This window comes from Micromonospora sp. WMMD980, assembly GCF_029626035.1.
GTDB lineage: Bacteria > Actinomycetota > Actinomycetes > Mycobacteriales > Micromonosporaceae > Micromonospora.
Window position 1 is genome coordinate 5,369,275 of record NZ_JARUBE010000003.1, and the last position, 13,418, is coordinate 5,382,692.

Consider the following 13,418-nt stretch of genomic DNA (forward strand, 5'->3'; position numbering starts at 1 on the left):
CCGCGCGATCCACGTCGGGGCGTTAAGCTGGTCCTCGGTGGCTTCGTGCCGATTTGCCCGCTGTCACGGCCACCCCCGGTGGTCACCCCTTACCCGGTACACTGTGTGACAGCCGGAACACTGCGACGCGCAAGGCCGGTCGACGGTGACCCGAGGTGCCGAACGGTGGCATCCCCATGTACCGTAAGAGCCACGAGAGATGCCTGACGTCATCGGGGCCCGCCTTCGGGCTGCCCCGCATTCTGTGCGAGGGGGTCGAGCCATGGGGCGCGGCCGTGCTAAGGCCAAGCAGACGAAGGTGGCCCGGGAGTTGAAGTACCACTCCCCGAACACCGACCTAACCGCCTTGCAACGTGAACTGGCGGGTAGTGGAAAGTCTGAGCACAACTTCGACGACGACTACAAAGAGTATGTCGACGACGATGACGAGGACCACACGGACGACGACCCGGATCCCTGGGCCCGTCCGACCCGCTGACCTCCGGTCGCATCTGAGCACGCGGTAGCCCCCGCGTGCTCACGCATGTGCCCACCCGGAGCCGGTGGACGACCGACGATCAGGGACCTGCCGCACCGGGTGCCTCCCCGGCCGCGCCGGCAGGTCCTTGATCTCGGGACCGCCGCCTCAGCGCGGCCGGTTGTTCCAGTTGTAGAACGTCGGGATGTTCTCGAAGTGGTTCCACGCGCACACCGCGTGGGCGCCGTCGGAACCCGACACCTCCGCCCGCAGCAGGCGCGCCGCCTCGGCCTCGTGGAGCAGCGCGGACAGCCCGACGGCGGCCTCCCGCACCCGGTCGGCGACCACGTCCCGGTCGGTGTCACTGGTGATCTCGGGCATGCTCCAACACTCCCTCCAGTAGGCGGATCTTGCTGTTGCGGCAGTGCTCGGTCTCCGTGCCGTCGAACCGCCCCTGCTCGAAGTAGCGGTTCGCGGCGTGCCCGCCGCCACAGAAGCCGAAGTAGGCGCAGGACGCCCGGCACGCCTCCACCCCGGCGAGGAACTCACCCACCCAGGGTGTCCGCCCGGCGTCGGCGAGGATCTCCCGCAGCGGGGTGCTGAGCACGTTCCCGCTGCCGAAGTCGCCGTAGTGGGGATCGGTGAAGCCGGCCAACTCGGGGGAGAGCACCACCACCGAACCGTCGTGGCCGATCGTCGGGATCGGGTCGAGCCGGCGGGGCAGCAGGTCGTCGGCGGCACCGGCCAGGACCGCGCCGGCGTACCGCAGCGACCACTCCACCTCGCGCAGGTGGATCCGGGGATCGCGGCGCCAGGCCGCGACCAGCTCGGCCCAGAAGCCGGTCACCGCGGCAGCGTCCCGCGCGTTCGTCCGGGTGTTGACGCCCTCGGTCTCCTCGATGTTGACGCCCAGCACCTCGCAACCCAGGTCGAGGAAGTAGCCGTACAGCTCGGCCGCCAACCCCGGCTCCGGCCGGGAGACCACCGCGAGGGCCGAGAAGGGCAGCCTGTGCCGGCGCAGCGCCGCCACCCCGGCCACGATCCGGTCGTACGCCGGACGGCCGCCCCGGGTCACCCGCTCGGCGTTGCACGCCTCCGGGCCGTCCACGCTCACGCTGACCCGCACCCGGTGCTCGGCGAAGAACGCGCACCAGGCGTCGTCGATCAGGGTGGCGTTGGTCTGCACGTGGTGCTCGACCTCCGGCCCGAACGGGGCCAACAGGGCGGCCAGGTGCTCCCGGCCGGCGGCGAGCGGCTCACCGCCGTGCCAGACCACCGAGCAGCGACCCTGGGCCGCCCAGGGGTTCACCGACGCCGCCACCGCCTCGGCCACCGCCACCGGCATCCGCCGGTCCGCCGCGCGCCACGGCAGGTAGCAGTAGGCGCAGTCGAGGTTGCAGAGCGTGGTCGGCTGCATCACCACGTACGAGGGAACGGCGGCGATGCCCCGCATTCCCCCGGGCGCGCGCGCAGCCATCGAGCCTCCCCGCCGGAAAAAACCGCACCTTCAGGCTAGGCGGAGGCGGCCACTCGGGTGAACCCCCGATCAGGTGCCCAGATGATCAACGCAGTGTGATCATCAGCCCCGGGTGTGCTGACCGACCATCTGCACGTTGCCGGTGCCCTCGATGATCCCGCCAGCCTGCCAGGCGTCGACGCCACGACCGGTCAGGGTGGCCAACGCGCGGTCGGCGTCCTCGGCGGCGACGATCGCGAACATGCCGACGCCCATGTTGAACGTCGACTCCATCTCCGGGTCCTCGATCCGGCCCTTGGACTGGATCAGGTCGAAGATCGGCTGCGGCTTCCAGGTGGACCGGTCGACCACCGCGTCGACGTGCTCGGGCAGGACCCGGACCAGGTTTCCCGGGATGCCTCCGCCGGTCACGTGCGCCAGCGCCCGCACCTCCGCCTCGGCGATCAGCTTGAGGCAGTCCTGCGCGTAGATCTTGGTCGGGGTGAGCAGCTCCTCGCCCAGCGTGCGCTGGCGACCGAAGTCCTCGATCACCACGTCCAGCCGCATCCGGCCGGCGCCCAGCAGCACGTGCCGGACCAGCGAGTAACCGTTGGAGTGCAGACCGGACGACCGCATGGCGATCACCACGTCGCCCACCTCGACCCGCTCCGGACGGAGGATCTCGCTCTCTTCGACCACGCCGACGCCGGTGGCCGAGATGTCGTACTCGTCCGGACGCAGCACGCCGGGGTGCTCGGCGGTCTCGCCGCCCAGCAGCGCGCAGCCGGCGTACCGGCAGCCGTCGGCGATGCCGGCGCCGATCTCGGCGACCCGATCCGGCACTACCTCGCCGGTGGCGATGTAGTCGAGCAGGAACAGCGGCTCGGCGCCGCAGGCGACCAGGTCGTCGACGACCATGGCGACCAGGTCGATGCCGACCGTGTCGTGGATGTCGAGCTGCTGGGCGATCACCAGCTTGGTGCCCACCCCGTCGGTGGAGGAGGCCAGGATCGGGCTCTTGTACTTCTTCGTGTCCAGCCGGAACAGGCCGGCGAAGCCGCCCAGGTCACCCATGACCTCCGGGCGCCGGGTCTCCCGGACCTTGGACTTGAGCAGCTCGACCGCGCGGTCGCCCGCCTCGATCGACACCCCGGCGTCGGCGTACGAGACCGAGCGTTTGCGCTGCGTCCGGCCGGACCCCGCCGACCAGGGCTGGCGGTCGCCGCCGGCGCCCGTCGGGCTGGATCCTGCGCCGCTGCGCTCGGACACGTGCGTCACGGTTCTCCCCTTTGTGGTTCCGCGGGGCCGGAGCGGCCGGACCCGCGTCGGTGGTGCTACGGGTGATGGGTCGGTGTGGCGACGAGCGGGTTGGTGGGCTCGGCCGCCTCGGCGACGACCCGGCGGCCCACTCCCTCGAGCACGTGCTTGCCGATCAGGTTCCCGGCCGGCAGTTCGATCGGATATTCCCCATCGAAGCACGCCCGGCAGAGCCGGGTCTTCGGCTGCTCGGTCGCCGCGATGAGACCGGGCAGGGATACGTAACCGAGCGTGTCGGCGCCGATCGACCGCCGGATGCCCTCGTTGTCCAGCCCGTTGGCCAGCAGTTCGGCCCGGGTGGCGAAGTCGATGCCGTAGAAACAGGGCCAACTGACCGGCGGCGAGGAGATCCGGACGTGCACCTCCAGCGCGCCCGCCTCCCGCAGCAGCCGGACGATGGCCCGCTGGGTGGTGCCCCGGACGATCGAGTCGTCCACCACCACCAGCCGCTTGCCACGCACGTTCTGCCGCAGCGGATTCAGCTTGAGCCGGACGCCGAGCGCGCGCAGCGTCTGCGAGGGCTGGATGAACGTGCGCCCGACGTACGGGTTCTTCATCAGGCCCTGGCCGTAGGTGACGCCGGACTCCTCGGCGTAGCCGATGGCCGCCGGCGTGCCCGACTCCGGCACCGGTATCACCAGGTCGGCCTCGACCGGATGCTCCTTGGCGAGCTGGCGACCGATCTGCACCCGGGCGGCGTGCACGTTCCGGCCGGCAATGGTGGCGTCCGGCCGGGCGATGTAGACGTACTCGAAGAGGCAGCCCTTGGGTTCGGGGGCGGCGAACCGGCTGGACCGCAACCCACCCTCGTCGATCGCGATCAGCTCGCCCGGCTCGACCTCGCGGACCACGCTCGCGCCGACGATGTCCAGCGCGGCGGTCTCGCTCGCCACCACCCAGCCGCGCTCCAGCCGGCCGAGGACCAGCGGGCGCACGCCGTGCGGGTCGCGCGCCGCGTAGAGCGTCGACTCGTCCATGAAGACGAAGCTGAACGCGCCGCGCAGCTGCGGCAGCACCTCCAGCGCGGCCGCCTCGACCGAGAGGTCGGGCCGACTCGCCAGCAGCATGGTGACCAGTGACGTGTCGTTGCTCGACCCGTCGGAGTCCATCCCCCGGGCGGACACCTCGCGCTGGAGGTCGGCGGTGTTGACCAGGTTGCCGTTGTGCGCCAGCGCGATCGTCGTGCCGGCGCTGGTGGCCCGGATCGTCGGCTGGGCGTTCTCCCAGGTCGACCCGCCCGTGGTCGAGTAGCGCGCGTGCCCGATCGCGACGTGCCCGCGCAGGCTGGCCAGGGTCGGCTCGTCGAACACCTGGGCGACCAGGCCGAGATCCTTGTAGACCACCACCCCGGAGCCGTCACTGACCGCGATGCCGGCGGCCTCCTGGCCGCGGTGCTGGAGGGCGTAGAGCCCGAAGTAGGTCAGATTGGCGACTTCTTCCCCGGGCGCCCAGACACCGAAGACGCCGCACGCGTCCTGGGGGCCGGGTCGTTGGGGGTCAAGGTCGTGGCTCAGCCGGCCATCGCCTCGGGGCACCTGCCGCTCCCTCGTGCTGGGGGTCTGGACTGGCCTGGCGGAGTCGGGGGGCAGCTCCGCACCGTGGGCCGGGACCGTCGTCGGCCACCAGTGTACGCGAACAGACGTCGCCACCGACAGTCACGATATGTACGCCGAGCGCGACGATTCGGCCGACTAAATCGGGAGGTACGCGGAGAGGTCGGCCCGGTTTCCCGAGACCCGTACGCGACCCTCGGTGACCGCCTCCGCCCACCCGAGGCGACCGGTGGCGACCGCCAGCCAGGTGGCCGGATCCATCTCCACCACGTTCGGTGGCGTGCCCCGGGTGTGTCGCGGGCCGATCACGCACTGCACCGCGCCGTATGGTGGGACGCGCACCTCCACCGATCGGCCGGGGGCGCGGTCCGTGAGGGCGGCCAAGAGCGTCCGGACCGCTTCCCGGAGCACCGGCCGTTCGGGCGTACGCCCCTCGTCGAGCGCGGTGAGCGCGGCGAGCACCGAGTCGGAATAAGCGTGCGGAGAGGACACGACGGGACGATACGACCCGGCAGAAGGCCGCCCGACGCCGGCCCTGGGTAGAGATGATCCGGTCAGACAAGGCATAGTTGCCGACGGCGTAATTCGTACCGTGAGTGATCAACCCGGCCGGACCGGCCGGCGGGGAGATCAGACCCGGAAGGCGGTGGACGTGTCAACACACCGACGTGCCTGGAAGCATCGGGCCGGTGTGGTCGTGGCGCTGGTGTTCGGCGCGCTGCTCACCGTCCCCGCCACACCCGCCCTCGCGGCGTCGATCGTCACTGCCACCAACTCCGTCTCGATCGATGCGGGCAAGAGCAGTCAGGTCGTCGTCAAGGTTCGCCTGGGCAACGGGGAGACGTCTGCCGACATCGACGTGAGTGACCTGCCCGACGGCGTCAACTGCGGAGGCTGCGGTTCGGTCGACTTCAAGGGCGGGCAGGAAACGGACGTCACGCTGACGCTGTCGGCAGCCGGGGACGCCCCGGCCAACAACGCGTTGGCGAAGATCACGGTGACCGGTGGGGGCGTACGCCCGCTTCGCGTCGCCGTGAAGGCCGCCGCCCCGCCGCCGCCGCAGCAGCCGCAGACCGTCAAGACGGTCTCCGGCAAGGTGATCAACTCCGACGGTGAGCCGATCTCCGGCGCGCTTGTCATGCTGCGCGACAGCGCCGGCAAGGAGCGCCGGACGAACACGAACGGCAGCGGCAACTTCAGCTTCAGCGGCTCGGTCGACAACCCGATCGCACCGGGCCGGATCGACCTGGGCGCCTCCGCGGACGGTGCCAGCCCGACCGCCAAGTCGATCAACGCGGCCGCGGGTCAGTCCGCCACCGGGATCCGGCTCAGCATCGCGGTCAAGGCGGCGTCGGAGAGCCCGAGCGCGAGCCCGTCGGCCAGCGAGTCGGCCCCGCCGTCGGAGGAGGCGACCGAGGAAGCGGCCAGCGAGCCGCCCGCCTCCGACACGCCGGCCGCACCGCAGCCGGCCGCCAGCGAGGAGGACTCCGGCGGCTTCGGCTCCTGGTTGCTCATCCTGCTCGGTGGCCTCTTCGTCGCCGTCGGCGTGGGCACCATCGTGCTGCTCTACATGCGCCGCAAGAACGAGGACGGCGACGGCCCGGACGGCCCGATCGGTCCCGGTGGCCCGGACGGGGCCGGCGCGATCCCCGCGGCGCGCGGCGCCTACCGGGGCGCCGACGACCAGACCCGGATGGTCAACGGCATGGGCGCCGGACCGGCACCGACGATGGTCGGTGGCGCCGCGCTCAGCGAGGCGCCGACCATGCTCCAGCGCCCGGTCGTGGACGATGTCCCACCGGATCCGTACGGTGCCCCGCCCGGGCCCGCCTACGGCGTCGGCGCGGGCCAGGGCGGTTACGGCTACGGCGAGAACGCGGCCGGTCCGGGCGGCAACGACGGCTACGGCAACGCGCCCTCCTCGGGTGGCGGCTACGGCAGCGCCCCGTCCTCCGGCGGCGGCTACGGCAACGGCCCGTCCTCCGGCGCCGGCTACGGCGGCCCGGACTACGCGGCCGGCTATCCGCCGGCTCAGGGCGGTGGCTACGGCAACGAGCGCTTCGACGAGCCCACCGGCCGCTACCCGGGTGACGGCACCCAGTACACGCCGGCGGCCGACCCGTACCCGACCAGCACCTACCAGTCCGAGGCGGATCGGGGCTATGAGCAGATTGCCCCGGGGCAGTACGGCCGGGGCTCGGAGCAGGGCGACGGCTATCGCACCGGCGGCGGCTACGGTGACGCGCCCAGCGGTTACGACAACGCCTCCGGCGGCTACGACGGCGGCCGGCAGCAGGCCGGCTACGGCGACAGGCCGACCGGCGACTACGACGCCGACCCCGCCGGCGGCTACGGCGCCACCCGGGGCGCGACCTACGGCGACGCCCCCACCGGCGGCTACGGCGACACGCCGGGCTACGGCGGTGGCCGACCCGGCAGCGGCTACGACAGCCCCCCGACGGGCGGCTACGACAGCGCCTCGACGGGCGGCTACGACAGCGCCTCGACGGGCGGCTACGACAGCGGCCGGCCGACGGGCGGCTACGGCGACGCGCCGACCGGCGGTTACGACGCCACCCCGGCCGGTGGCTACGACGGGCGGCAGTCGGGCGGTTACGACGGCGGCCAGGCCGGCTACGGTCAGCAGGGCGGCTACGACGGCGGTCAGCAGGGCGGCTACGAGCAGCGCCCCGGCTACGGCGACGGCTACGGCCAGTCGCCGCAGGGCGGCTACGGCCAGGGTGGCTACGGCGACCAGGCTGGCTACGGCGACCAGGAGCCCCCGCAGCAGCGCGGCGGCTACGACAACCAGGGCGGCTACCACAACGACCCGGCCCAGGCCGGTCGCGCCCGGGACGGCGGCCAGCCCGACCGGGGTGGACGGCGTCTGGACTGGCTGGACGACTGAGTTTCGCCTGCACCACGGTGGCCGCCCGCTCTCCGCGGGCGGCCACCGTCGTCAGGCCACCGGATCGGTGGAGGAAGGCTGCCTGATCAGGACCATGAACTTGGGCGCGTCATCCCAGGTCGGCGTCAGATGGGTGACGTGCTGCCATCCCCAGGAGTCGTAGGCGCGTCGGGCGACGGCATTCTCCGGATCCACCAGAAGTGTCGCGCGGTCCTCGGCGCGGCGGCTCAGCAACTGGTCGTGCAGCGCCCGCGCCACACCGCGGCGTCGCCACTGTGGCCGCACGAGCAACTCACTGACGGCGAACGTGCGTCGGCCCGTCTCCTCGGTGAAACCCGTCGGCGTGGGTTGTTCGATCCCCGCCCACCACCCGGTCTCCGGGGGCAGGGGAAAGCCGTAGATGTATCCCACCAGCTGACCGTCGGCCGTGGCGGTGACCAGGGTCCAGCCGGCGCGCGTCATGTGAGCGTCGAGTTGACGGCGGTACCGGTCCTCGCTGTGGAACTCGCCGCCGTCCGCGTACACCTGTCGGTAGACGGCGACGAGGTCGTTGACGAGCGGCACCGCCTCGGCGGCGGCGTGGTGACGCAGGTCCAGTTTCTGCACTACCGCCTCACCGCCTGGTCGTACGCGTCGACGAACTCCCGGCGCGCGGGGGTCGGTCGCTGGGTCTGCGCCAGGCTCGCCCTGACCCTCGCGAGATCACGCCGCACCCGCCCGGAATTCACCTGGTCCAGGTCCGGCAGGACGTCCATCGCCGTCCGCGCGGCCTCGTCGACGTCGCCGAGACGGCACCGCGCGTCGGCGAGTTGCACCGCGTAGTAGATCCGATTCCGGCGCAGCGCCGGAGGGATGCTGTCGGTGATCGCCTGGAACGCGTCCGCCGCGCGGTCGGCCCGGCTCATCGCGAGGTACGACAACCCTTCGATGCCCTCGACCTCCTGCGCGGTGACGAAATGCAGGAACGGCAGGTCGTCGTCGCTGGTGCCGCGCTCGAACTCGCGGCGGGCCCTGGTCATCGCCCGGCCGAAGCCGCTCACGTCCCGCAGTGCGGCGTATGCGTGCGCCGTCCGCAGGTGGACCAAGGTCGCCAGCCTCGGCGTGCCCCACCCGGCGGAGGCCCGCAGCGCCGCATCCGCGCTGTGCAGCGACTCGGCGGGGTGGTCGTCCCGGACGAGCAGCGCGAGCTGGATGAAGGCGAGAACCTCCAGGCGCGGATCGTCGGCGATGCGGGCCCGGGTGATCGCCTCGTTCAGGTACGGCCGCGCCATCGGCCGGCGGTCGGAGTCGATGGCCAGCCAGGCGGTCGCAATCGCGAGGTCGGCCAGCGCGATCTGCAAGGCCTCGCCGACCTCCCTGGTGTAGGTGGCCTTCGTCGCCCACGACGAGAGGCGCGCATGGACCCGGGCGGCGATGTCGTAGAGCTGGTCGGCGCCCGCCACCGCATCGGCCTGCCGGAGCTGCTCCACCAGCGAGCCCGCGTAGCGCACCTGTTCCATGCCGACGCTGCGAGGTGCGTCGGCGGGTGCGGAGAGCAGGTCGTGGAAACCGGTCGCGGCGATGCCGGCAAGCGCGGCCAGGGCGTGAAAATGTCGCCGGTCCGTGGTGCCACCTCCTCGGTTTGATGCCGATGTCGCGGCATCCGCCGGGGCCGGCGGGTTCGCCGCCCCGGCTGTCTCCATGGTCGCGGCCGACTCGTGGTCGGGCCGCCCAGCGTCCCCGTGCGATCTGGCCAACGGCTGGTCGGGCAGGCTGATCCACAGCCGGAAGGCCGGAATCCGCAGCAGCCGCGCCCAGTGGATGAGGCGGTCCAGGTGAACGATCGGCGGCCCGTTCTCCACCCGGCTCAACTGCGCCTGCGTGATCCCCAGCCACCCGGCCACCACGCTCTGCGGCAGCGGGCTCCGGCCCTGATAGGGGTGATTCCGGTACGCGCGGATCACCTGCCCGAGATGCCGCCCGGCCAGTGCCACCCGTACCGGTTCGTGCTTCCAGAAGGATGCGGGCACCACCGGCGGTGCACTCCACCGGTCCCGCTCGGCGGCCTGGCAGGGCGCGCAGCGTCCACTGTCGTTGTCGCGAGCCAGGCGTCCCCCGCACCGGGGGCAGTTGGCGTGGGTCACCGGCGACCTCGCTTCGCACGGGTTGCTGTGTCCGAATTCGAGCTTAACCATTCAAGCGGTTCCGCGGCGCGACAGTATGCGTGGCGCGTATATCGCCGTTGGTGCCACTCGACAGCGGCCCCGGCGACCAGTCAGGCGGCGGTGAAGTAGCCCTGCCGGAGCACCGGCACCACGTCGGAGACACCGACCTCGGTGGCGATCACGACGTCCTGGGCGAAGCCTCCCTCGGCCAGTTCCCGGCCGGAGACGCAGCCCCGGACCGCCGCCGGCACGTCGGGCGTGCTGGCCAGCGCGGCAAGCGTCACGGCCGCCTCGACCGAGAGGCCGCCGCGCACCCCGGCCAGCGCGTCCAGCACGCACGCCGCCCCGAGCTGGTCCTCCACGCAGGGTCGCAGTGATCCGTCGGGCCAGCGCTCCCCGGCGGCCACCACACCCACCGGGGCGTCGTTCGTCCCGTACCCCTGGTCGCGGAGCCACCGCCCGACGGCGCGCGCGTTGCGCAGGCACGCCGCCACCACCGGCAGGCCGGTGGCGCTCGCCGCGGCGCTGATCGCCGAGCCGTTGGGCGACGGCAACACCAGGTCGGTGACCGCCGGCGCGGTCCGCAGCGCCGCCGGGGAGAGCGACCACGGATGCTTCGGGGTCGTCTGCCGGCGACCCACGGCGGCGACGGCGCCGATCCGGCGGGCGTACTCGGCGGCCTGCTCGCCCCACGGGAACGGGTGCACCCGGGAGCCGCGGCTGACCGCGACCTGCACGGCGGTGGTGAACGACAGCACGTCCACCACCACCAGGGCGGCGCAGACCCGGCCGAGCTCCGCCGCCCCGGCCAGCCCCCAGTCGAACCGGGCGCCGGCTCCGGGCTGGGCGAAGACGGCCAAGGTCAGGGCCTCAGCGCTGGTCCGGCGCCGGGCGCTGGTCGGGCTCACCGGAAGCCGGTTCGGTGCCGTCCGAGGCGGTCGCCCCGGGCGCCTCGCTCGGGCCGCCGGCGGGCGTCGCCTCGGGCCCGCTCGCCGCGGGCTCGGTGGACTCGGCCGCGACAGTGCCCCGGTCGCCCGGAACCTCGGCCTCGGCAGCGGGACCGGTCTCGGCGATCGGCTCCGCGTCGACAGCGGCCGGCTCCACGCCGACCGGTTGCTCGGCGGTGGACGGCAGCACGGTGGTGGTGCCGGCACGCGTCGCCGCCACCTCCACCTGCGGCGCCTCGGTCTGGCCGAAGAGACGCGGCAGGGTCGCTCCGTGCGCCTCGCGCAACTCGTCGCGGCCGATCCGGAACTGGCCGCGCACCTCAAGCGCGCCGCTGGCCGGGTCGGTGACGCCGATGAACTCCCACGGCACGCCGTGCTCACCGCAGAGGGCGGTGAACGCCTTCTCGTGCCCGCGCGGCACCGACACCAGCACCCGGCCGGCGGACTCGCTGAACAGGAAGACGAACGGCATCGAGCCCTCGGCGAAGTGCTCCGGCAGCGCGATCTGCGCGCCGACGCCACGACGCAGGCTGGACTCGACCAGGCTCTGCGCCAGGCCGCCGTCGGAGAGGTCGTGCGCCGAGCTGACGTGCCCGACCCGGGCCGCCTCCGCCAGCAGCTCGCCGAGCTGCCGCTCGCGGGCCAGGTCGACCTGCGGCGGGATGCCGCCGAGGTGCTCGTGGGTCACCCAGGCCCACTCCGAGCCGGACAGCTCGACGTGCGTCTCCCCCAGCAGGAAGAGCTGGTCGTGGTCGCCGGCCGGCCGCGGCTCGAAGCCCATCGGCACCCGCTGCGCGACGTCGTCCAGCACCCCCAGCACGCCCACCACCGGGGTCGGGTGGATGGCCGCGGCGCCGGTCTGGTTGTAGAAGCTCACGTTGCCGCCGGTGACCGGGATGCCCAGCTCCAGACAGCCGTCCGCCAGGCCGCGCACGGCCTCGGCGAACTGCCACATCACGCCCGGGTCCTCCGGCGAGCCGAAGTTGAGGCAGTTGGTCACCGCGATCGGCTTCGCGCCGGTCACGGCCACGTTCCGGTACGCCTCGGCGAGCGCCAGCCTCGTCCCTTGGTAGGGGTCGAGGCGGGCGTACCGGCCGTTGCCGTCGACGGAGAGAGCGACGCCGAGGCCGCTCCGCTCGTCGATCCGGATCACGCCGGAGTCCTCCGGCTGGGCGAGCACGGTGTTGCCCAGCACGTACCGGTCGTACTGCTCGGTCACCCAGGTCTTGTCGGCCAGGTTCGGCGAGGCGATCATGCGAAGCACGGTCTCCCGGAGCGCGTCCGGGGTGCTCGGCCGGGGCAGCGTCTCGGCCCGGTCGGCCTGGAGCAGGATCAGGTCGGCCGGCTCCCGCATCGGGCGGGCGTAGACCGGACCGTCGTCCACCAGCGAGCCCGGCGGCACGTCGACCACGAGCTGGTCGCGCCAGGTGATGACGAGCCGGCCCGGACGACCGTCCGGGGACGGCGCGGTGACCTCGCCGATGGCGGTGGCCCAGACGCCCCACTTCTCGGCGGTCTTGAGCACCGCCTCCAGCTTCTCCGGCGTGACGACCAGCAGCATCCGCTCCTGGGACTCGCTGGCCAGGATCTCGTGCGGCTCCATCGAGGGCTCGCGCAGCGGCACCCGCTCCAGCCAGACCCGCATGCCGGTGCCGGCGGAGGCGGCGGTCTCGGTCAGGGCGCAGGTCAGGCCGGCGCCGCCGAGGTCCTGGATGCCGACGACCAGCTCGGCGTCGTACAGCTCCAGGCACGCCTCGATGAGCAGCTTCTCCATGAACGGGTCGCCCACCTGCACCGACGGGCGGCGCTGCTCGCTGCCCTCGTCGAAGGTGGCGCTGGCCAGCACGGACACGCCGCCGATGCCGTCCCGGCCGGTCTTGGCGCCCATCAGCACCACGACGTTGCCGGGGCCGGTGGCGTCCTTCTTCTGCAGCCGGTCGACCGGCAGCACGCCCAGGCAGAGCGCGTTGACCAGCGGGTTGCCCTGGTAGCAGGGGTCGAAGACGACCTCGCCGCCGATGTTGGGCAGGCCCAGGCAGTTGCCGTAGCCGCCGACGCCGGCCACCACGCCGGGCAGCACGCGCGCGGTGTCCGGGTGGTCGGCGGCGCCGAAACGCAGCGGATCCATCACGGCCACCGGCCGGGCGCCCATGGCGAGGATGTCGCGGACGATGCCGCCGACGCCGGTCGCCGCGCCCTGGTAGGGCTCGACGAAGCTCGGGTGGTTGTGCGACTCGACCTTGAAGGTCACCGCCAGTTCGTCGGAGACCCGGACCACGCCGGCGTTCTCCCCGATGCCGGCGAGCAGCCGGTCGCTCGGCGGCGCCTTCTCGCCGAACTGGCGCAGGTGCACCTTGCTCGACTTGTAGGAGCAGTGCTCGCTCCACATGATCGAATACATGGCCAGCTCGGCCTGGGTGGGCCGGCGGCCGAGGATGTGCCGGATCCGGTCGTACTCGTCGTCGCGGAGCCCCAGCTCGGCGTACGGCTGAAGCTCCTCCGGCGTGCCGCCGGCGCGCTGCACGGTGTCCACGCCCGGCGCCCAGTCGTCGGTCGGGCCGGTCTGCGGCACCACGCCCTGCGCCTGGGGCAGGGTCGGCTCCGGATGGGTGGTCATGACGTCTCCTTGCTGCGCT

11 protein-coding genes are annotated in these 13,418 nt (G+C 72.7%); 2 read left to right on the forward strand and 9 right to left on the reverse strand.

What is annotated here, in order from left to right:
* Positions 1-262: 262 nt before the first annotated feature.
* Positions 263-478 carry a DUF3073 domain-containing protein gene (locus O7618_RS25275; RefSeq protein ID WP_278108624.1) on the forward strand — a complete coding sequence of 72 codons (216 nt, stop codon included), beginning with the start codon at positions 263-265 and terminating at the stop codon, positions 476-478.
* A gap of 147 nt (positions 479-625) precedes the next feature.
* On the opposite strand, the gene amcA is transcribed toward O7618_RS25275, so the two are convergent.
* From amcA to O7618_RS25300, 5 genes are all read right to left on the reverse strand, one after another.
* Positions 626-838: a multiple cyclophane-containing RiPP AmcA gene (gene amcA, locus O7618_RS25280; protein ID WP_278108625.1), complete on the reverse strand. Its 213-nt coding sequence runs from the start codon at positions 836-838 to the stop codon at positions 626-628.
* Positions 819-1,910, reverse strand: coding sequence for a cyclophane-forming radical SAM peptide maturase AmcB (gene amcB / locus O7618_RS25285; protein WP_347405428.1), 1,092 nt, complete (start codon positions 1,908-1,910; stop codon positions 819-821). Before amcB ends, amcA begins: the two co-directional genes overlap by 20 nt.
* 126 nt (positions 1,911-2,036) lie before the next feature.
* The gene (purM, locus tag O7618_RS25290) at positions 2,037-3,191 is read right to left on the reverse strand and encodes a phosphoribosylformylglycinamidine cyclo-ligase (protein WP_278108627.1); all 1,155 of its coding nucleotides are present in this window, start codon (positions 3,189-3,191) and stop codon (positions 2,037-2,039) included.
* Between the two features lie 56 nt (positions 3,192-3,247).
* On the reverse strand, positions 3,248-4,765 hold the full coding sequence (purF, locus tag O7618_RS25295) for an amidophosphoribosyltransferase (protein WP_278108628.1): 1,518 nt from the start codon (positions 4,763-4,765) through the stop codon (positions 3,248-3,250).
* A 156-nt stretch (positions 4,766-4,921) separates the two neighbouring features.
* A complete protein-coding gene (locus tag O7618_RS25300; RefSeq protein WP_278110143.1) occupies positions 4,922-5,245 on the reverse strand; it encodes a sterol carrier family protein in 324 nt (107 codons plus the stop codon).
* Positions 5,246-5,435: 190 nt separating this feature from the next.
* Here O7618_RS25300 and O7618_RS25305 point away from each other — a divergent pair, with 190 nt between their 5' ends.
* Complete coding sequence (locus tag O7618_RS25305) at positions 5,436-7,691, forward strand: carboxypeptidase regulatory-like domain-containing protein (RefSeq protein WP_278108630.1); 2,256 nt, start codon at positions 5,436-5,438, stop codon at positions 7,689-7,691.
* A 51-nt stretch (positions 7,692-7,742) separates the two neighbouring features.
* On the opposite strand, the gene O7618_RS25310 is transcribed toward O7618_RS25305, so the two are convergent.
* The 4 genes from O7618_RS25310 to purL form a co-directional block, all read right to left on the reverse strand.
* Positions 7,743-8,255, reverse strand: coding sequence for a GNAT family N-acetyltransferase (locus O7618_RS25310; RefSeq protein ID WP_278108632.1), 513 nt, complete (start codon positions 8,253-8,255; stop codon positions 7,743-7,745).
* Positions 8,256-8,296: 41 nt separating this feature from the next.
* The gene (locus tag O7618_RS25315) at positions 8,297-9,703 is read right to left on the reverse strand and encodes a helix-turn-helix transcriptional regulator (RefSeq protein WP_278108633.1); all 1,407 of its coding nucleotides are present in this window, start codon (positions 9,701-9,703) and stop codon (positions 8,297-8,299) included.
* A gap of 242 nt (positions 9,704-9,945) precedes the next feature.
* A complete protein-coding gene (locus O7618_RS25320) occupies positions 9,946-10,701 on the reverse strand; it encodes a 2-phosphosulfolactate phosphatase (RefSeq protein ID WP_278110144.1) in 756 nt (251 codons plus the stop codon).
* 4 nt (positions 10,702-10,705) lie between these two features.
* Positions 10,706-13,375, reverse strand: a complete 2,670-nt coding sequence (gene purL, locus O7618_RS25325) for a phosphoribosylformylglycinamidine synthase subunit PurL (RefSeq protein ID WP_347405429.1) — start codon at positions 13,373-13,375, stop codon at positions 10,706-10,708.
* Positions 13,376-13,418: the final 43 nt, after the last annotated feature.

Coding starts and splice junctions, on each gene's coding strand:
- O7618_RS25275 (WP_278108624.1), top strand. CDS start 263: ATGGGGCGCGGCCGTGCTAAGGCCAAGCAGACGAAGGTGGCCCGGGAG.
- amcA (WP_278108625.1), bottom strand. CDS start 838: ATGCCCGAGATCACCAGTGACACCGACCGGGACGTGGTCGCCGACCGG.
- amcB (WP_347405428.1), bottom strand. CDS start 1,910: ATGCGGGGCATCGCCGCCGTTCCCTCGTACGTGGTGATGCAGCCGACC.